The organism is Trueperella sp. HMSC08B05, assembly GCF_001808405.1.
Taxonomy (GTDB): domain Bacteria; phylum Actinomycetota; class Actinomycetes; order Actinomycetales; family Actinomycetaceae; genus Trueperella; species Trueperella bernardiae.
Genome location: NZ_KV793272.1, coordinates 128,093 through 147,350, shown reverse-complemented (window position 1 = coordinate 147,350; position 19,258 = coordinate 128,093). Strand labels below are relative to the sequence as shown.

Here is a 19,258-nt window from a genome sequence, read left to right as displayed (position 1 = left end):
GGGGCCGGGGAACGGCTAGAATGGCGGCAGTCTTAAAAGGAGCAAACGTGCGCAAACTGATCGATAAGATTCTCCGGGCAGGCGAGGGGAGAACCCTGAAGAAGCTCGAGGGGATCACGCGGCAAGTCAACGAGCTGGAAGACGCCTTCAAGGAGATGAGCGACGAGGAGCTCAAGGCTCAGACGGCGGAATTGCGCGAGCGCTACCAGGAGGGCGAGTCCCTGGATGACCTGCTGCCGGAGGCATTCGCGGTGGTGCGCGAGGCGTCGGTGCGTACGCTCGGCCAGCGGCACTACGACGTGCAGATCATGGGGGGTGCCGCCTTGCACCTGGGCAACATCGCGGAGATGAAGACCGGTGAGGGCAAGACTCTGGTGGCCACGCTCGCCGCCTATCTCAACGCGATCCCGGGGCGCGGCGTGCACGTGGTGACGGTCAACGACTACCTGGCCTCCTACCAGTCGGAACTCATGGGCCGCGTGTTCCGCTACCTCGGGATGACCACCGGGTGCATCACCACGGGGCTCAGCCCGGCCCAGCGGCGCGAGCAGTACGCGTGCGACATCACGTACGGCACGAACAACGAGTTCGGCTTTGACTACCTGCGCGATAACATGGCGATGAGCCTGGACAACCTGGTCCAGCGTGAGCACAACTTCGCGATCGTGGACGAGGTGGACTCGATCCTCATTGACGAGGCGCGTACCCCGCTTATCATTTCGGGCCCGGCCGAGGGGGATGCGAACAAGTGGTACACGATGTTCTCCCAGGCGGTGGGCTCGCTCAAGCGCGATATTGACTACGAGGTCGATGAGAAGAAGCGCACCGTGGGCGTGCTCGAACCGGGCATTGACAAGATTGAGGACATACTGGGGATCGACAACCTGTACGAGTCGGTCAACACCCCGCTGATTGGCTACCTCAACAACGCGATCAAGGCCAAGGAGCTGTTCGCACGCGACCAGGATTACATCGTGGCCGACGGCGAGGTGCTGATTGTGGACGAGCACACGGGCCGCGTGCTGCCCGGGCGCCGCTACAACGAGGGCATGCACCAGGCGATCGAGGCGAAGGAGGGCGTGGCGATCAAGGCCGAGAACCAGACGCTGGCCACGATCACGCTGCAGAACTATTTCCGCCTGTACGACAAGCTGTCGGGCATGACGGGCACGGCAGAGACCGAGGCGGAGGAGTTCGCCTCCACCTACGACATCGGCGTGGTGCCGATTCCGACCAACCGTCCGATGCGGCGCGTTGACCACACGGACCTGGTCTACCCCACGGAGCGCGGCAAGTTCGCGGCGATCGTGGAGGACATCAAGGAGCGGTTTGCCACGGGCCAGCCGGTGCTGGTGGGTACGGCGTCGGTGGAGAACTCGGAGAAGCTGTCGGCCCTGCTGAAGAAGGCGCACGTGCCGCACGAGGTGCTCAATGCCAAGCAGCACGAGCGCGAGGCAGCGGTGGTGGCGATGGCGGGCCGCAAGGGCGCCGTCACGGTGGCGACCAACATGGCTGGTCGAGGCACCGACATCATGCTCGGCGGAAACGCCGAGCACATCGCGGTGGACCTCATGGCCAAGCGTGGGCTGGACCCGGAGGAGGACGCCGAGGAGTACGAGAAGGCGTGGCCCGAGGTGCTGGCCGAGGCCAAGGCGGCCGTGGCCAAGGAGCACGACGAGGTGGTGGAGCTGGGCGGCCTGTACGTGCTCGGCTCGGAGCGCCACGAATCGCGCCGCATTGACAACCAGCTGCGCGGACGATCAGGGCGTCAGGGCGACCCGGGCGAGTCGCGGTTCTACCTCTCACTCGACGACGACCTCATGCGCCTGTTCGGCAACACGCGCGCCACGGACCGCTTCAAGAACGGCCCGGAGGACGAGGTGCTCGACTTCAAGATCCTGAGCACCGCGATCGAGCGCGCCCAGACCCAGATCGAGGCGCGCAACGCCGAGATGCGCAAGAATGTGCTGAAGTATGACGACGTGATGAACGAGCAGCGCTCCACCGTCTACGCCGAGCGCCGGCGCATTCTCGAGGGTGAGGACGTGGAGGACCAGATCAGCTCGTTCATCACCTTCGTGGTTGACGACGTCGTGGGCAGCCACACGGTCGGTTCGGCCGACGAGTGGGACATGCACGCGCTGTGGATGGACGTGAAGGGCATCTACCGCCCGTCGTTCACAGACGAGGAGCTCATCGAGGCTCACGGCGGCGACCAGCGCGAGCTGAGCCGGAGCACGGTGCGTGACGAGATCCTGGAGGACGTGGAGACGATCTACCACGAGCGCGAGGAGGAGCTGGGCTCTGAGCAGATGCGCAACGTGGAGCGCGAGGTGCTGCTGACCGTGCTGGATCGCAAGTGGCGCGAGCACCTGTACGAGATGGACTACCTTAAGGAAGGCATCGGCCTGCGCGCGATGGCCCAGCGCGACCCGCTTGTCGAATACAAGCAGGAGGGCTACCACATGTTCCAGCAGATGAATGACTCGATCCGCGAGGAGACGGTGCGTCACCTGCTGAACTTCGAACTGCCCTCCGAGCGGATGGCCCGCGAGGCGTTGGAGTCCGCGAAGGCGGCGCTCGCTGCGGGTGAGGGCGGTTTCATCGGCCAGAAGGCTCCCGTGCAGCCGCAGCAGTCGACCGAGAAGATCCTGGGCATCAAGCGGCCCGAGTCGCAGAAGCTGTCCTATTCCTCGTCAGCCGGTCAGAGCGGGCCCGCGGCCCAGCGTGGACCGGCGGCGGGCAACAAGCCTCCGGTGGGCACGTTCGGCAACGCTCTGACGCAGGGCCAGGGCCAGCAAGGTGGCGAGGCGGACCCGTACGCGGGGATGAATCGCGCCCAGCGGCGTGCGGCCAAGCGGCGCAAGTAGGAGCCCGCGGGTGGCGCGGCCCGGTGGCGGACGCTACCGGGCCACGTTGGATAGGTGCGTTAAAAGAAACTGGACGATTTCCGGGTGATCTCCTCATATAAGAAGATCGGCCCGAAATCGTCCAGTTTATTTCAATCGTTGCTCGCGAGTTCGTTGGCAGGGGCCCGCGGGGGTGGCCGGGCCCCACTTAGATGATCTCGAGGGCGGTCACGTGCCACCGGCCGCGGCGCACCTCGAGCCGGGCGGCCGCCGCGCGGGTGCGTTTGCCGTCGAAAACGACGAGCGAGACCTCGGCGACCCCGTCGCGCGGCTCGCACACCCGCACACGCTTGATGCGCGGCGGCATGCACTTCTCGGCCCGGCCGAGCACGCGCTGGGCGAGGCCGGCGCGGCGGGTGAGGGCCTCGTAGACGTCGGGGTGCATCCAAGTCTGGAGCTGGCGGGCGGGCCGGTGGCCCATGAGGACCTCGATGGACTGGCCGACCACGCGGGCGGCGAAGCGGTCCGGCGGGGTGAGCTTCTCGGTGGTCTTGCCCGATTCGCCGTTGTACATGAGCCTGTCGATGCGTGGCGAGGTGAAGGCTGCGCGGTCGAAGCCCTCGCCGTTGGAGGGCGCAGGCAGGGACTGCGAGGACCGGCCTGGGTAGCTCTTCGGGAGCTGGCGCGGTGGCGGCGGGGGAGGGGCGACGTGGACCTTGTGATCGAGTAGTGCTTGGCTCATGGGGTGTCCTTAGGGAAGTGTGATGATTTGGCCGGGACGGATGAGGTTCGGGTCGTCGCCGATGACGCCCTTGTTAGCGAGGTAGAGGTCGAGCACGATGTCGGCCAACTCGGAGTCGTTCGAGGGGGAGTAGTAGTCCCTGGCGATCGACCACAGGCAATCCCCGGCTTCCACGATGTGGGTGCGTTCCGAGATGAGCGTGGCTCCCGCTGTATGATCGACCCTGGCGATCGGCGCCGACTCGCGCGTGGCTGCGAGGGCGGCGTCGTGGAGCGGCTTGCCGATGCGAGGTGCTTCGGCGGCGGCGACTGGTCCGGCCTCCGGTAGGGGCGCGACCGCGGTTTCGGACGCGACGGCGGGGTCGGCGTCGTGAATGGGTCCGGCCGGCTCGTAGAGCGTGCTCGCGGAGGGCAGGGGAGCGCCCCAGCTGAGATCGACGTCGGCGGAGGCGGGAGCGATGAAGCTGCCGGCAAGCCCGGCGGCGGCGATGCCCTTGAGGATCGGCGGACCCCAACGGGCGACCCGTGCGCGCAGGGTGCGGCTTCCGGAGCGGGAGGCGCGAAGGAGTGCGAGCGCGGCGATGAGATACCACAGGACCACGAGCGCGATTGCCACGGCGGACGCGGCGACGAGCACGGCCTCCAGGTCCTGCTGGGGTGCGCCGGTGTGGGACGGGTTCATGTCGACTCCAATGATGCTGTTTGGTGTTGTTTGATGCTGTGTGATCGAGTTTGGTGCTGTTTGATGGCGTGCGCGAGTGGGTATACCCGGTAAGTCGAAGGGTGAGATGCGCGACGGTGTGGAAAGTGGAGCGCTCGCGGGCGACCGGCCGTAGCCTGTGCCTATGGATTGGACGATTCTTGCTGAGGCCATCGCCTCCGAAGTGGAACAAGGCGAGCGCGACGAACTCGACGCAGAGGTGGCCGACCTCGCCGACGCCGAACGGGCCACGCTCACGGTGGGGGACCGCCTGCGGGGTGCCGTGGGAGCGAGCATCGAGGTGGCCGTGCGGGGCTTGGTGCTCGACGGCGTCGTCGAGGCGGTGGGCGAGGGCTGGTTCTTGCTCACGGACGCCACCCACGAGCACATCGTGCTCACGGAGGCGGTGGTGAGCCTCAGCCGCGTGTCCTGGGCGCAGACGCCGGGAAGTGGCCTGCCGGTCAGCGTGGGGTCGTTCGTGCGCCAGCTCCAGGACACCTACGTGGCGCTGCGCGGGCCGGACGTCAACGTGGCGGGCCGGGTGGTCGGCGTTGGGCGCGACCACCTGCTGATTGAAGAGGAGGGCGGGGATCGGTACGGTTCGTACGCCCAGCCGTGGGAGGCCCGCTACGATTTCGGGCAAAGGGAACGGCTATCGCAGATCGTCATTCCGATCGATGCGATAGCCGTGATGAGCCAGGCGAGGGTGAACCGCGGGGTTTAGAAATCCTCTCCCGACGCGATTTTTTCTCGGGTGGCCGCGTAGGCGCGCTCGACGTACTCGGTGAGCACGGCGTCCTCAATGCGCCACTGGCCGCGTCCGCCTACCTGAATGGCAGGAAGTTCGCCATTCTTGATGAGCGTGCGTACCTGTCCGGCCGAGACATTCAGGTACTCGGCGACATCAGCGATTGTTAGAAACCTAGACATAGCTAGAGTGTCCCATCTACTAGCGACCGACGCTTGAACTGTACACGGGTGTTAAGTCCTGTGGAAAACTGTGAACGATTTTCGCGAAATATGCAACGGTTGAGCCATGACGATATCGAAATATCTACCGTGGAAGGATCCGCGGCTGGCCATTGGAGTGCTTCTCATTGCGGGTGGCGGGCTCGCGGGCTCGGTCGTGCTGGGTGGGGAATCCTCTGTCCCGTTACTGCGCGCGAGCGCCCCGGTCGCGGAGGGTAGCGTGCTAAGTGAGAGCCAGTTCACAGTGGTGGAGCTGCCCGAGCGCGTGGGGGCCGAGTACGTGAGGAGCGGGCAGATTCCTGACGGCGCCGTGGCAACTCACGCTCTTCAGCCCGGCGATCTTCTCCCGACCTCCGCCCTCGGCCAGCCAGGCGCGCTTGCCGACGTGACCATCCCGCTGCTCGTGGCGCCCGCCTCGAGCGTGGGGGTGGGGTCGCAGGTGGATGTGTGGCGCGTGCAGAACGCGACCATCAACACGGCCTCGGGGGCGAGGCTCATCGCGCAGGGCGCGGTGATCGTTTCCGTGGAGGTCGGGGGCGTGGGCTCGCAGACCGCCGCCCAGATCCGCGTGGCGCCAGCCGATGTGCCCGGGATCGTCGAGGTGCTCGGCACCCAGGACGGGCTGGTGCTCGTGGGGAAGGCCGGCCAATGATCCTCCTATGTTTGCCCGCCCAGCTTGAGGAGCAGGTGGTGCGCGGCCTGGCGGCGTTCGGCGAGGAGGTCCGCATCGCCCGCCGGTGTGCCGACCTGGCCGAGGTCATCGCCGGGGTTGAGGCCAACCTGGGCAAGATCGTGTTGCTGGGCGACGATCCCGCGCTCGACCTCTCGGCCGTCACCCGGCTCGCCGCCGCCGGCGCGCGCGTGGGTGTGGTGCCGTCCTTCCGGCCGGTCACGGCCATCAACGCGCTCGGCGCGGTGCCCGTGGCCGAGTCGGAGATGGTGGACTTCGTGCGCGGGTCCACGCCCGTTGAACCCGTGGCGGCACCGATGCGGCGGGGCCGGATCATCGCCGTGTGGGGGCCGGGCGGGAGCGTGGGGCGATCGGCGCTCGTGCGAGACCTCGCGGCGGTTGCCCCGAACGTCGTGGTGGTCGACGCCGACACCCACCGCCCCAGCCTGTCCCAGCTCTACGGGCTGGAGGAGACGTCTGCCATCGTGGCCCTCGCCCGGCACATCGAACGGGGCAAGGACCCGGCCGAGCTCATCGACGCGGTGCTGGTGGAGCTGCCCGGGCGCGGGGCTGATAAGCCTGGCCGCCTACTTGCCGGCCTTAATACTGGCGAGCGCTGGAGGGAGTTGCCCCGGGTGGTGGTCGAGCGCATGTGGGAGCCGCTCGCCGCATCCGCGGACGCGGTGATCGTGGACCTTTCCGGTGGGATGGAGGCGCGGCCCTCCCGCGAGGACCGCCACGCCGCCACCCGCTCGGCCGTGGAGGCGGCGGACGTGGTGGTGCACGTGGGCGCCGGCACGCCCGTGGGGTTGCGGCGCTTCCTCGAACACCTCGACGCCCTGGGCAGTGACAGGCTTGGCGAGCACCACGGGGTGGTCCTCCTCTCCGAGCACGGACTGGGCGTGGACGGTAAGGCGAAGGTCCTCTCGCTCCTCGCCGACGCACCCGTGCCGATTCACTTCCTGCGCGCTGATCGGCGGCGCCTCGAACGCTGCGAGCTCCAGGCCCGCGACATGGTGGGTACCTACCCGCGTTCTGGCTATGCCAAGGACGTGCGGGCCCTGTGGGAGGTCATCGGCGCCGCGGGCGCATAGCGGCGGGGGCATCAGGCGAGCGCGTCAGCGGGCGCGGCGGTTTAGGATGTGTCTATGCGCATCTACATTCCGCTCACGCCCGAGGACCTCGCCGCGGCCATCGAGCCCCGGCTGGTTCACGCCGTCACACCCGAACTCAAGCGGACCGTGCCACGGGAGGACGACGAGGGGTGGGAAATGATCGCCACCCTTGCCGCCGCTGACGACTCGCTCCGCCTGCTTGCCGGCCGTCAGGCGCGCCGCCGGATGGTGTGCGTGGCCGAGGTGCCCGGCCGTGCGCTAGAGCACGCGGCCGAGCTCCCCACTGCCCGCCGGCTCACCGCTTCCGTGGAGTGGGGGGACGTGGAGACCATCCTCGTGGATGAACCGGGATACGAGGAGCTCGTCTCCCGTGCCATCGCCGGTGAGGAGGCGGCCTTCGCGGCAACCGGTGACATCGACCTGCTCTGGTACGACGTCATCGAGCGCGCCGACCTGGCCGCCGAACTTGAGGCAGGCGCACTGGTCGAGCCGGGCGCCTAGGGCCCGGGTTTTGCGCCTGCCGGGTGGGACCGCGAGTCAGAACCGGGAAGGGTTCATGCTCCGCGACCGGCCTACGCGGAGACGCTCATCGTGGAGCCCCCGCGGTCGAGCGGCTTGACCGTGACCCGATCGGGGATCATGGCCTTGAGTTCCTCCACGTGGGAGACCACGCCCACCGTGCGCCCGTCCGCTCGCAGCTGCCCGAGTGTGTCCATGACCGTTTGCAGGTAGTCGCTCGACAGGCTGCCGAAGCCCTCGTCGATCAAGAGCGTGTCAATGCGGATCCCGCCGTTCTCCGCCTGCACCACTTCGGACAGGGCGAGCGCGAGGGCGAGCGAGGTGTAGAAGGTCTCGCCGCCCGAGAGGGTGCCGGGGGAGCGGACGTGGTCGCCGCCAGGGCCGGAGTCGTGATGGACCACCTCGAGCCCGAGGCCCGACTTAAGCTCCCCGCGCCCCTCGTCGGCCCGGCGTAGCTCGTAGCGGCCGAAGGAGAAGCGGGCGAGGTGCTCGTTGGCTCGCTCGACGATCTGCTCGAAGCGGCGCAGAAGCACCCACACCGTGAGCTTGACGCGGCTGAGCGACATCGACCCGGCGTTCGCCAGATCCGCCAGCCGGACGGCCGGCCCGGCCGCATCGCTGATCCTCTTCCAGTCCCGATGGGCGGCGTGTAGCCGAGCGAGGTGCCCATTCGAGGCGGTCATCCGCTGTGAGGCGATCGCCTCGGCACGGTTGGCCTGGGAGACCGCCTCCCGCGCGGCGGCATCGGCTCGCCGGGCGGCCTCCAGGTCCACCTCCTGGCCCTCAACCTGCAGCCGTTCGCTGGCCAGTTGGCCTTCGATGCTTGCGCACTGGGCCGCGTGGTCCTCTACCTCCTTCTTCAGCGCTGTGAGCGTGGGACGGGGGAGGTGGCTTGCGCGGGCCTGCGCGGCGGTGACGTGCGCGGCAGCGAGCGCCTCGGACGCCGCGGCGCGGGCCTCTTCGAGCGAGCGGGCCGCAGATGCCGCCGTCGTTGCCACTGCGCGCAAGCTGCTGAGCTGTTCGCGCTGCCGGCCAAGCGCGGCCTGGCGGTCATGAACGCTGGGGAATTCCCCGCGCGCGTCGGAGACGCGCGCGGTATCGGCCCCGAGCATCTGGCTGGCGCTTGCGGTACGTTCGGTCAGCGCTCGCTGATCCTCCCGGACCTGCCCCAGTGCCAGACGTTGCTTGGCCTGGGCGTCCTCCAGCGCCGCGCGCTCGGCCTCCATCGCCGCCGCGTTCTTTTCGGCAGCGCTGGCCTTTGCCAGGTCAGCCGTGAGAGCAACAATCGTGGCCGCGATCGACTCGGGCGTGGCGTCGCCCAGCTGGGAACGCAACGCTTCGGCAGAGCTGGACAGGGCCGTGACCTTTTGGTTCGCTTGGTCAAGTGCGGCGGCCAGCGGCGCGAGCGCCGCCTCCTCGGCCTGGACCTGCTCGAGCGTGGCCGAATCCGCCGCTGGGGCGGCCGGAGCGGGGTGCTCGGTGGAACCGCAAACGGGGCACGGCTCAGATTCGCTCAGCGTGCTGGCTAGGTTGGAAGCCATCGATCTGCGCCAGGCCTCCGTGGTGGCATTTAATTTCTCGCGTTGGGCCGAGTGCGCGGCGGCGGCCTTCACCAGGGTCCCGCGCGCCCGCTCGAGCGTGCCCTCAACGTCCGTGAGCTTCGTGGCCGTGGCTTGGGCCGCTTGCTGGGAGGCAAGCTTTTCCGTGATGACCGGGGCGGTGGCGGCAAGTGTGCGCTTGGCCTGGAGCGCGGAGTCGAATTCGGCGGCGCGCGAAGGGTAGGCGGCAAGCTGTTCATCGAGCTCGGCAGCCCTCGCTTGCAGTGCCTCTGCCTCCTTTTCAAGACCGGCCAGTTCCTCTCGGCGCTGCGACAGGCCGGCCTCGAGTGCGGCCAGCTCCGCGAGCGCGCCGAGCTGGGTGTTGATCCCGGCCAGTTCCGCATCGCAGGAATCGATGACAGATTCGGCGGCCTCCAGCACGCCCTCCTGTGCCGCGATAGCGCTGGCGAGCGAGTCAATATCCGTGACGGTCGCAGCCCCCGCGGCTGGTGTGCCCACCGCACCCGTAGCCGACGGCTCCGTAGCAGCCGCATCCGGCCCGGACGCCCCCGCGGACGCCATGCCCGCGGGCAGCGCGATAGCAGACAGCGCCTCCCGCGCCGAGTCCTCCCGGTTCAGGCGGTCGATGGCGAGTGCCACCGATTCGTGGGCGGCGATCTTCGCCCGCGCCTCCTCGATGCGTGGCGCACGCTCGGCCAGCACTGCGCGCTCGGCCACCAGCCGACCCCGTTCGGCGATGGCGGCGGTGAGGATCTCCGCCTGCTGCAGGGCCTGAGCGGCCTGCCGGGCGGCGGCGCCGACCTCGACGGTCAGCTCCGAGGCCGCCGCCCACGCCTGGCCAAGCACGTGGTCGGCTTCCGCGATCGCCTCGAGCGGCGCCTCATCGTCCGGCTCGAGGACGAGCTGGACCAGGTGGGGGAACTGTTCGGCCACCCCGTCGATATCAAGCCAGGAGTGCAAGGCGCGGATGGCCTCCTCCGAGGCGGCCTTGACCTTTCCGCGTGCCTCCTTCGCCGCATCCTCCAGGGCGTAGGCGAAACGCTTGTAATCGCTGGTGTTGAACAGGGTTTCGAGCAGAGCCGCCCGCTCGGTGGACTTCATCTTCAAGAACTGAGCGAACTGACCCTGGGGGAGCACCACGGTTTGCACGAACTGTTCGCGCGTGAGCCCCAAAAGCCCCTCCAGCTCGGCATCCACCTGTGAGATCTTCGAGCCGAGGATCTCCCCGGCCTCCCACTTCTTCGCCTCCACGGCCGCCTCGGACATGCGCCACAGGTGTGCGGTGGCGCCTATGGGCGTGGTGCCCTCCCCGCGCACCTTCTGCTTGAGGTAGGCGGGCGTGCGCCGCACGCGGTACGTGCCCGAGGCGATGGTGAACACGAGCTCCACCACCGACTCCACGGTGCCGGGCGCGTAGCTGGAGCGCATGCGGGACCGATCCGAGTCGATTCCCGCCACGTCCCCGTACAGGGCGAAGACGATCGCGTCGATAATTGAGGACTTCCCGGCGCCCGTGGGCCCGTCAAAAAGGAACAGGCCGGAGGCCGTCAGGTCATCAAAGTTGATCGTGTGCGTGCCCGGGAATGGGCCGATCGCACTGAAAGTCAGGTGCCGGAACTGCATCAGGCCCTCACCTTCTCCCACGTATCGGCCACGAGCTGGTCCTCCATCTCGGTCAGTTCCCGCCCTCCCGCATGCGCAAAGAATTCGCGCATGACGGCCAGCGGGTTGGAACGGATCTCGGCCAGCTCCCTCAGCGTGACGGCCGTGGCCTCACTCACGTGTTCGAGCACGAGCATGTGCGCAAAGCGCGCCTTGAGCTTGGCGTACAGATCGGCCGGCCTGTCCGGATCCGTGACTCGGATGCGCACGAAGTAATCGCCAAACGCCGCGTACTTTACCGACAGCAGGTTTTCCAGCGTGTCCTCCAACGTGGCAAGCGGCCGGTATACGGGCGCAGGGATGAGCTCCACGCCCCCGCTTTGGGTATCGAGCAGCACGGAGGATTTGACGTGCTTTTCCTCGGAGAAGGAAAAGGCGATGGGCGAGCCCGAATAGCGCATGAGCGGATCGCCCTCCGTGCCCACCCGTTGCGGGCCGTGGATGTGGCCGAGGGCCACGTAATCCGTGAGCCCGCCCAGGCGGAACAGGTGCGAGGGGATCGAATCCGCCCCGCCCACCGAGATATCCCGCTCCGACTCCGTGGGTTGCGCGCCGATGACGAACGAATGGGAGAGCACCACCCGGTACGGGTTGCCCCCGCGCCGCTTCATGTCCGCCTCCACGCGGGCCAGCATCTCGGTGTTAACCGCCATGTGGCTGCGTTCGAGCACCTCATCCCCGGCCAGCTTCTCCCGCTCCGTGGGCGGATCTAAGTAGGGGATGGGGTAGATGAGGGCGCCCCCGGTGTCGTCGTCCATCACCACGGGGACGTGGGCGCGGCGCGAATCGGTACAGATATGCAGCCGATCCCGCACCAAACCTGACAGGAAGCCGAGGCGCTGGGGCGAATCGTGGTTGCCGCTGGTCATGATCACCCGCGTGTGCTCGAGCAGGCGCCCAAGCGTGTCAGACAGCAGCTCCACCATGGTGACGGGCGGGACGTTGCGGTCAAACACGTCACCTGAAATGAAGAGCGCATCCACACTCTCCGCCGCCACGAGATCGACCACGTGATCGGCCCACTGCTCAAAGGCAGGGGTGAGATCGGCACCGTGCATTTCCCGGCCCAGGTGCCAATCGGCCGTATGTAAAAACCTCATGTCTTCAGGCTAGCGGTCCCCTCCGACAACTTTTTCTCCGCACGCCCCGCCGGCGGCAGAAACCGCTTAATCCCGCACGGAATTGAGGATCTCGAGGGCGGGGTTGTGAAGGTGGCCGTTCGTGGCGATCGCGTTGTGCCCCCACGGCCCATCCTCGCCCTCGAGCGAAGTGAAGCGCCCGCCGGCCTCGGTCACGATCGGCACGAGCGCGGCCATGTCATACAGGTTGAGCTCCGGCTCGCTCGCGATATCCACCGCGCCCTCGGCCACCAGCATGTACGACCAAAAGTCGCCGAAGGCGCGCGTGCGCCAGCAGGTCTGAGCCAGGCGCAAAAAGGCGCGCAGCTGGTTGCGATCCGACCAGCCATCCAGCGACGAATAGGACAGCGACGCGTCTGAGACCCGCCCCACCTGCGACACGTGGATGCGCCGCGCCGCAGCCGCCGACCGCCCCGCGTAGGCTCCCAGGCCCTTCGCCGCAAACCAGCGTTGCTTGAGCGCTGGGGCTGAGACGATGCCGAGCACGATCGCCCCGTTGTCCTCCAGCGCGATGAGCGTGGCCCACACCGGCACGCCGCGCACGTAATTCTTCGTGCCATCGATCGGGTCGATGATCCACCGCCGCCCCGACAGGCCCTCCACCGGGGCCTCCTCCTCGCCCGTCACGCCGTCGCGCGAACGGAACTGGCGCAACATGTCGCGAATGAGGCGCTCGGCGGCGCGGTCGGCGTCAGAGACGGGGGTCATGTCGGGCTTGGTCTCGACCCGCAGGTCGGCGGCCCGAAAGCGCTCGAGGGTAAGGACATCGACCCGGTCGGCGATCCCGAGGGCCACCTGCAGGTCATCGGCGTAACGTGGTTGCATGCCCCAAGCATAGCCGCTGATTGGCTTTCGCACGCCCCGCGCGCCCATCGAGCCCCGCGCACGACGCCGCCATGCCGGTTACGCCCCGGCCACCAGGCCCGCCCGGTGTGGCTAGGCCCAGTGGGGGTCCATCTTCTGGCGTGAATCGAGCAGGCGGTGGAAGGACTCAACACGGGCCATGAGCCGCTCGCCTTCCACCTCTTCGAGCGCGCATTCGAGCGCGCCGGGCTCGTGCGGGCAACCGCGCGGACAGTCTTCGGCCGCCTCGCGCAGATCCGGGAACCCGCGCAGCAGGTCCTCGGCCTCGACGTGCGCGAGGCCGAACGTGCGCACGCCTGGCGTATCGATGACCACGCCGCCGCCCTCGAGGCCGAAGGCCATCGCCGACGTCGACGTGTGCCGCCCGCGTCCCGTCACCTCGTTCACGTGCCCGGTCTCGCGCTCGGCGCTCGGCACGAGTGCGTTGATGAGCGTCGACTTCCCTACCCCCGAGTGCCCCACCAGCACCGACACGTGGCCTTCTAGCGCAGCGGCAATCTCACCCACGTCCGACGTCTCGCGCTTCTCGTCGATCGTGGAGGTGTAGATGTCGAGGTCGAGGTCGGCATACAGGTCGAGCAGCGCCTGGGGGCTGGCCAGATCCGACTTGGTGAGCAGCAGGATCGGGTGCATGTCGGCGTCGTAGGCGGCTACGAGGCAGCGGTCGATCATGCCGGGGCGCGGCTCGGGTTGGGCGAGCGCCATGACGATGACCAGCTGGTCGGCGTTCGCCACGATGACCCGCTCGGTACCTGCCGCCTCCGACTCCTCGGCCGTGCGCCGCAGGGCCGTCTTGCGCGGGTCCACCTGGACGATCCGGGCGAGCGTGTCCTTCCGACCCGACAGGTCGCCCGTGAGGGCCACGATGTCGCCCACCACGATCGCACCGCGTGCCAGCTCCTTGGCCTTGACGGCCGTCACCTTTGTTCCGTCCTCGAGCGTGACGTGATAGCGCCCGCGATCCACCCGGTAGACTCGGGCGCGCGCGGCCTGGCTGTAGTCGGGCCGGATCTTCGTGCGCGGGCGCGAGCCCTTGCCCGGGCGCACCCGCACCCGGTGGTCGTCCGTGCCGATGTCACGCCTCGACATGCCCGAACGCCCCTTCCCACATGGCAACGAAGCCCGGCAGTGTCTTCGCTGTCGTCTCCACGTTCTGGACGCGCGAGCCCTCCAGGCGTAGCCCGAGGAGCGCGGCGAACGTGGCCATCCGGTGGTCGTCGTACGTGTCGAACGTGGCGGGGCGCCCGGCCCCGCCTTCGATCACCAGGTCATCGCCCTCCTCGCGGGCCGAAATCTCAGCGCGGCCAAGCTCGGTCACGAGCGCCGCGAGCCGGTTCGTCTCATGCCCGCGCAGCTGGCCGATGTTGCGCAGGCGCGACGTGCCGCCGGCAAACGCGGCGACGGCGGCCACGGTTGGCACGAGCTCGCCCACGTCCTTCATGTCGGCATCAAACGGCACGATGCGCTCCGGCCCGGTCAGCTCCAGTGTGCCGCCCTCCAGGCGCGCCCGCCCGCCCATCTGGGTAAAGATCCGACGGTAGGCATCCCCCGGCTGCGTGGTCGCCTCCGGCCAGCGCTCCACGCGCACGGTTCCGCCGGTCACCATCGCGGCGGCGAGGAATGCCCCCGCGTTCGAAAGGTCTGGCTCGATCGCCACCTCGCCCAGTCTGGGTACGCCGGGGGAGACCACCCAACGCTGCCCCTCGTCCACGACCTCGATCCCCGCCTCGCGTAGGACCTCCACCGTCATCGCGATGTGCGGTGCCGACGGGAGGCTAGCGCCCACGTGGCGCAGGTCGAGGCCGCGCTCCATCCGAGGCGCGGCGAGCAGCAGGGCGGAAACAAACTGGGAGGAGGCCGAGGCGTCGATATCGAGCTGGCCGCCGGCCACGCGGCCAGTCCCGTGCACGGTCAGTGGCAAAACGGGGGAGCCTTCGTGCTCGCCGGCTTCCACGCGCGCCCCGAGCCTGCCCAGTGCTTCCACGATCGCGCCCATCGGCCGCACACGGGCCGCCCGGTCGCCGTCGAGAACCACGGGATCACCCGCCAGCGCGGCGAGCGGCGGAATGAAGCGCATAACCGTGCCGGCAAGCCCGCACTCGATGCGCCCGCCCCGGAACGGGCCCGGCTCCACGCGCCACGCATCGCCGCCGCGCACCACCCGCGCGCCCAGCGCCTCAAGGGCGCCGGCCATGAGCTCGGTGTCGCGCGCCACCAGCGGGTGGCGAATCACGGTCGGCTCATCGCCCAGGGCGGCAAGCACGAGGTACCGGTTCGTCAGCGACTTCGAGCCGGGGATGGAGAACGTGGCGTGGGCAGGGCCCGACGCGGGGGCCGGCCACGTCACCGGCTGGTACCGATGTGGGCGTTCTCGGAGACGTCCTTCGCCCACGTGGAGGCGCGCCAGCCGAGCGAGGGCCTGCCGCCCCGGTCGGTCGAGGCGATGAGGGCGCCACCGATGAGGCCGGCGTCGGCAACCAGCGCCGAAAGAGAGGCACGACGCGCGGGCCCAGACTGCTCCCAGAACGGGTTGCGGCCCAGCGACATCGGGATCTGCATCGCGCCCAGCATGAGGGCGGTAGAGCGCGGCATGCGCCCGCGCGCGAGCGAAACGCCGGCAACAGTGAAGACCGCACCCGTGACGCGGGTCAGCACGTCAACCGGGATGTCCTTCGTGGGCACGCCCGCCCGCTCGAGCACCCCGAGGATGCGTTCGGCGGCGGCACGGTGGCCGGCGGGCTTACGGATCGCGTCGATACCGGCGGCCACGAAGGGCGCCGCGAGCAGCGGGCGGGCAAGAGTGGAAAGCATGAGGTCCTCCGTTCGTCTGTGTGTCCAGTCTAATCGACCGCGCCGACACTGTCCGGACACAGCGCCATCACGCGCGAACAGACCCGCTCGGCGTCGCCCCTTGCCGGCCTGCGCGACGCCGTCCTTTGTCGGCTCGCCACGGGTCCGCCTTCGTGCCGCGCGGCGGTTAGCTCATCTCGAGGATGTCGGCGAGCGGGGCGTAGTGGTCGATGACCGCCTGGCGGTAGGCCGCCTCGTCGCCGGCCTCGGCCGTGAGGAGCATGCGCTCGTGGGCGCGCGCGGTCTGGAGCAGCCCGTCGTCCTGTTCCACGTCCAGATCGGGGATGAAGGTTTGGTGGATGAGCCACATCGCCGCGTTGAGCTGGGAGATCAGCTCGTTATCCAGGTAGGCCATGATCCCGTTGTGGAAGGCGCTGTCCTCTTCCATGTACCGCTCCCCGCGGGAGGCCTTCTCCACCATGCGCTCAACCAGCCGGTGCAGCTCCGGGTTGGCGGTGCCTTTCATCGCGGTGGTTACCGCAACGGCGACGCCCAGGTCGAGGAAGCGCCGCGTGGAGACCACCTGGCGCAGCGACTCCGTGCCCGAGGCCCGGTCGAGGGCGAAGCGCAACACGAGGGTTTCGACCATCGGCTCGAGTGACATGTCGCCCACGAAGGAGCCCCGGCCCTGGTGGACGCGGATGATGTCGAGCGCCTCGAGCTTGCGCAGGGCCTCGCGCACGGAGGAACGCGAAACGCCGAGCGCCTCGCACAGGGCCGCTTCGGTGGGAAGCGGATCTCCGGGCTTGAGGTCGTGTTGGATGATATAGGACTTGACGGCATCGATCGTGGCTGATGAGCGGTTCGTGGTTGGAATGGCGCTCTTCCCCGGCATCGTTGTCGGGGAGTACTTACTTAAAAGCACTTGCGCGGACTTGTCAGACAACATACGATGAGTGTACCCGATGAGAAGCGTTGGCGCTTCACATTTAACTCAATGGAGAGGAAACAACATGCGTTCTACAAAGCGCTGGGCGAAGTTGACGGCTGTCGCTGCCGCCACCACGCTCGCCCTGGCCGCCTGTGGCGGAGGAAGCTCGCAGACGCCGTCATCGTCCGGGACCACCGATTCGAACACCTCCACAGGTGGGGCCCCGTCCGGTCAGCTGAACCTGGGTGTCGCCTACGAGACCACGAACTACGATCCGTCCACCACCTCCTCGGCTCTGGCCATGGGTGCGAACTGGCACGTCGTTGAGGGTCTGTACGAGTTCGACATGTCCAACTACGAGCTCTTCCCGGCCCTGGCTGCCGGCGATCCGGTCAAGGTTTCGGACACCGAGTACGAGGTCACCCTGCGCGACGGCGCGAAGTTCTCGGATGGCACCGACGTCACCACGGCTGACGTGCTCGAGTCCTATGCCCGCACGACGGCCGACACCTCGATCTACAAGCAGTTCTTCAGCTTCGTCGATTCGGTCGAGGCGAAGGATGACAAGACGATCACGATCAAGACGAAGTACCCCTTCGCCGCCGTCGCTGAGCGCTTTGTCGATGTGAAGATCGTCCCCGCGGCCTCCACGCAGGAAGAGATGACCGCCAAGCCGATCGGCACCGGCCCGTACAAGTACGAGTCGATCACCAACACCGCGATCGAGGCCGTCCCGAACGAGCACTACAATGGCTCCAAGCCCGCCACCGTTGAGAAGATCCACTGGGATGTCCTCAAGGACGACGCGGCCCGTCTGGCTGCCGCCCTCGGTGGCACCATCGACGTGATGGAGACCGTCCCGTCGGCCACCAAGGATCAGCTCGCAGCCGCCGGCTGGACCCTGGACGAGGTTCCGGGCTACAACAACCCGTTCCTGATGTTCAACACCTCCAAGGCTCCGTTCGACAACAAGGACGTCCGCAAGGCCTTCCACTACGCGATCGACCGTGCGAAGCTGGTCAACGACGTGATGGGCGGCGACGCGACCGTTGCCACCTCCTTCCTGCCCGCTGCCAACCCGATGCACAAGGAGGCTGCCGAGCAGTTCACCTATGACACGGCCAAGGCTAAGGCTGCCTTCGAAGCCGCCGGCCTGAAGGAGATCACCCTCATCACCACCGATCACCCGTGGATCGCCAACCTCGCCCCGCAGATCCGCCAGGATCTCGAGGCCGCTGGCCTGACCGTCAACGTTCAGTCGATGGCCTCGGGTGACCTCTACGCGAACTTCGCCGACGTCGACAACCCGACCTTCGACGTCGCCCTCGCACCGGGCGATCCGTCGGTCTTCGGTTCCGACCCGGGCATCATCATCAACTGGTGGTACGGCGACAACGTGTGGACCCAGAAGCGTACGCAGTGGGCCAACTCCGCGCCCGAGCAGTTCGCCAAGCTCTCCGAGATCGTGACCGGTGCCGAGCAGGCCTCTGGTGACGAAGCGAAGAAGCTGTGGGGCGAGGCGCAGGATCTTATCGCCGATGAGGCTCCGCTCTTCCCGCTCTTCCACCGCACGATGATCACCGGCATCAACGGGGATAAGGTTGTGGGTGCCCACGGTATTGGCACCACCGGCCTCAACCTTGTCGGCGCTTCGGTCAAGTAACATCCATTCGAGTCAAAGAGTGGAGGGTAGGTCCTTCCGCCTACCCTCCACTTTTTGCACCCTCAGCCAGTTAGGCCAGCGCACATAGGTGCGCACTGACCTCAGCCCTCCCTCGTCGGAAGAGGAAATACAGATGAACAATCTGCTCAGACTTCTCGGGCGGCGCCTGATCGCGCTACCCATCATGGTGATCGGCGTGACCCTGCTCGTCTTCTTCATCATGTCTCTCTCGCCGATCGACCCGGCCTACACGGCTCTCGGCGAGTTCGCGACGCCGCAGGCGCTGGAAGAGTTCCGCGTCGCACACGGCCTCAACGATCCCTTCTTTATCCAGTACGGCAACTATGTCATCAACATGTTCCAGGGGGACCTGGGCATCTACGGCGTCGGCGAAACCAACCGCGTGTCCGACATGGTGATGGGCGCACTCCCGGTCACCCTGTCTCTGACCTTCTTCGGCCTCATCATCGCTATCCTCGTTGCCTTCCCGCTCGGCATCCTCGCCGCCATCTACCGCGACCGCTGGCCAGATCAGGTCATTCGCGTTTTCTCGGTGATCTGCATCGGCACCCCGTCCTTCTGGCTAGCCTCCCTCCTGGTGCTGGCCTTCGTGGGCGGTTCGATCCCCGTCTCCGGTGGCCTGCCCGCGATGAGCGAAGACTTTGGCGGATGGTTCATGCGCATGCTGCTTCCCGCCTTCTCCCTGGCGGTCCCCGTGATCGGCCAGATGACCCGCGTGGTGCGAACCTCCATGGTGGAAGAGCTCGATAGGGATTACGTGCGCACCGCACTCGGCGCCGGCATCCCGCGCTCGGTCGTCATCGGCCGCAATGTTCTGCGCAACGCCCTCATTACCCCGGTGACCGTGCTCGGCCTGCGCGTTGGCTACCTCATGGGTGGCGCCGTCGTCATCGAGATCATCTTCGGCCTGCAGGGCATGGGCCGCGTGCTCATCCTCGGCATCCAGAACAACTGGGTCAACCTCGTGCAAGGCGGCGCGCTCGTGGTCGCGATCTCCTTCATCATCGTCAACATTGTGGTTGACATGCTCTACCTCCTCATCAACCCGCGTATTAGGTCGGTGTAA

General features: G+C 67.6%; 17 protein-coding genes. 7 read left to right on the top strand and 10 right to left on the bottom strand.

Annotated features, from left to right (window positions below):
- Nucleotides 1–20: 20 nt before the first annotated feature.
- Nucleotides 21–2,870: a preprotein translocase subunit SecA gene (gene secA / locus HMPREF3167_RS08625; protein ID WP_070446472.1), complete on the top strand. Its 2,850-nt coding sequence runs from the start codon at nucleotides 21–23 to the stop codon at nucleotides 2,868–2,870.
- A 187-nt stretch (nucleotides 2,871–3,057) separates the two neighbouring features.
- On the opposite strand, the gene HMPREF3167_RS09505 is transcribed toward secA, so the two are convergent.
- Nucleotides 3,058–3,591, bottom strand: a complete 534-nt coding sequence (locus HMPREF3167_RS09505; RefSeq protein WP_083200551.1) for an Rv3235 family protein — start codon at nucleotides 3,589–3,591, stop codon at nucleotides 3,058–3,060.
- A gap of 9 nt (nucleotides 3,592–3,600) precedes the next feature.
- A complete protein-coding gene (locus HMPREF3167_RS09890; RefSeq protein WP_062613402.1) occupies nucleotides 3,601–4,272 on the bottom strand; it encodes a LysM peptidoglycan-binding domain-containing protein in 672 nt (223 codons plus the stop codon).
- A gap of 163 nt (nucleotides 4,273–4,435) precedes the next feature.
- Here HMPREF3167_RS09890 and HMPREF3167_RS09885 point away from each other — a divergent pair, with 163 nt between their 5' ends.
- Nucleotides 4,436–5,014, top strand: coding sequence for a hypothetical protein (locus HMPREF3167_RS09885; RefSeq protein ID WP_068538662.1), 579 nt, complete (start codon nucleotides 4,436–4,438; stop codon nucleotides 5,012–5,014).
- Here HMPREF3167_RS09885 and HMPREF3167_RS08605 read toward each other — a convergent pair.
- The gene (locus HMPREF3167_RS08605; RefSeq protein ID WP_062613404.1) at nucleotides 5,011–5,220 is read right to left on the bottom strand and encodes a helix-turn-helix domain-containing protein; all 210 of its coding nucleotides are present in this window, start codon (nucleotides 5,218–5,220) and stop codon (nucleotides 5,011–5,013) included. The two genes, HMPREF3167_RS09885 and HMPREF3167_RS08605, sit on opposite strands and share 4 nt — an antisense overlap.
- Nucleotides 5,221–5,326: 106 nt before the next feature.
- On the opposite strand from HMPREF3167_RS08605, the gene HMPREF3167_RS08600 reads away from it, so the two are divergent.
- From HMPREF3167_RS08600 to HMPREF3167_RS08590, 3 genes are read left to right on the top strand one after another with little or no spacing between them, the layout of a single operon-like run.
- Nucleotides 5,327–5,911, top strand: coding sequence for an SAF domain-containing protein (locus tag HMPREF3167_RS08600; protein ID WP_148132431.1), 585 nt, complete (start codon nucleotides 5,327–5,329; stop codon nucleotides 5,909–5,911).
- On the top strand, nucleotides 5,908–7,023 hold the full coding sequence (locus HMPREF3167_RS08595; RefSeq protein WP_143601997.1) for a CpaE/TadZ family protein: 1,116 nt from the start codon (nucleotides 5,908–5,910) through the stop codon (nucleotides 7,021–7,023). Before HMPREF3167_RS08600 ends, HMPREF3167_RS08595 begins: the two co-directional genes overlap by 4 nt.
- Before the next feature lie 54 nt (nucleotides 7,024–7,077).
- Entirely contained in the window at nucleotides 7,078–7,545 is a 468-nt protein-coding gene (locus HMPREF3167_RS08590) for a DUF6912 family protein (protein ID WP_062613407.1), read from the top strand.
- 71 nt (nucleotides 7,546–7,616) lie between these two features.
- Here HMPREF3167_RS08590 and HMPREF3167_RS08585 read toward each other — a convergent pair whose 3' ends face one another.
- The 7 genes from HMPREF3167_RS08585 to HMPREF3167_RS08555 all read right to left on the bottom strand — a co-directional run bounded on the left by HMPREF3167_RS08585 (nucleotide 7,617) and on the right by HMPREF3167_RS08555 (nucleotide 16,526).
- Nucleotides 7,617–10,745: an AAA family ATPase gene (locus tag HMPREF3167_RS08585; RefSeq protein WP_070446468.1), complete on the bottom strand. Its 3,129-nt coding sequence runs from the start codon at nucleotides 10,743–10,745 to the stop codon at nucleotides 7,617–7,619.
- Entirely contained in the window at nucleotides 10,745–11,884 is a 1,140-nt protein-coding gene (locus tag HMPREF3167_RS08580; RefSeq protein ID WP_070446466.1) for an exonuclease SbcCD subunit D, read from the bottom strand. Before HMPREF3167_RS08580 ends, HMPREF3167_RS08585 begins: the two co-directional genes overlap by 1 nt.
- Before the next feature lie 66 nt (nucleotides 11,885–11,950).
- Nucleotides 11,951–12,748, bottom strand: a complete 798-nt coding sequence (gene hisN / locus HMPREF3167_RS08575; protein ID WP_062613410.1) for a histidinol-phosphatase — start codon at nucleotides 12,746–12,748, stop codon at nucleotides 11,951–11,953.
- A gap of 111 nt (nucleotides 12,749–12,859) precedes the next feature.
- Entirely contained in the window at nucleotides 12,860–13,876 is a 1,017-nt protein-coding gene (rsgA, locus tag HMPREF3167_RS08570) for a ribosome small subunit-dependent GTPase A (RefSeq protein ID WP_070446464.1), read from the bottom strand.
- Entirely contained in the window at nucleotides 13,863–15,134 is a 1,272-nt protein-coding gene (aroA, locus tag HMPREF3167_RS08565; protein WP_070446462.1) for a 3-phosphoshikimate 1-carboxyvinyltransferase, read from the bottom strand. Before aroA ends, rsgA begins: the two co-directional genes overlap by 14 nt.
- A complete protein-coding gene (locus HMPREF3167_RS08560) occupies nucleotides 15,131–15,598 on the bottom strand; it encodes a DoxX family membrane protein (RefSeq protein ID WP_062613413.1) in 468 nt (155 codons plus the stop codon). The genes aroA and HMPREF3167_RS08560 overlap by 4 nt, the downstream gene beginning before the upstream one ends.
- A 166-nt stretch (nucleotides 15,599–15,764) precedes the next feature.
- Nucleotides 15,765–16,526, bottom strand: a complete 762-nt coding sequence (locus HMPREF3167_RS08555) for a FadR/GntR family transcriptional regulator (RefSeq protein ID WP_062613414.1) — start codon at nucleotides 16,524–16,526, stop codon at nucleotides 15,765–15,767.
- Between the two features lie 64 nt (nucleotides 16,527–16,590).
- Here HMPREF3167_RS08555 and HMPREF3167_RS08550 point away from each other — a divergent pair, with 64 nt between their 5' ends.
- Nucleotides 16,591–18,171: an ABC transporter substrate-binding protein gene (locus HMPREF3167_RS08550; protein WP_062613415.1), complete on the top strand. Its 1,581-nt coding sequence runs from the start codon at nucleotides 16,591–16,593 to the stop codon at nucleotides 18,169–18,171.
- A gap of 133 nt (nucleotides 18,172–18,304) precedes the next feature.
- Nucleotides 18,305–19,258: an ABC transporter permease gene (locus HMPREF3167_RS08545; protein ID WP_062613416.1), complete on the top strand. Its 954-nt coding sequence runs from the start codon at nucleotides 18,305–18,307 to the stop codon at nucleotides 19,256–19,258.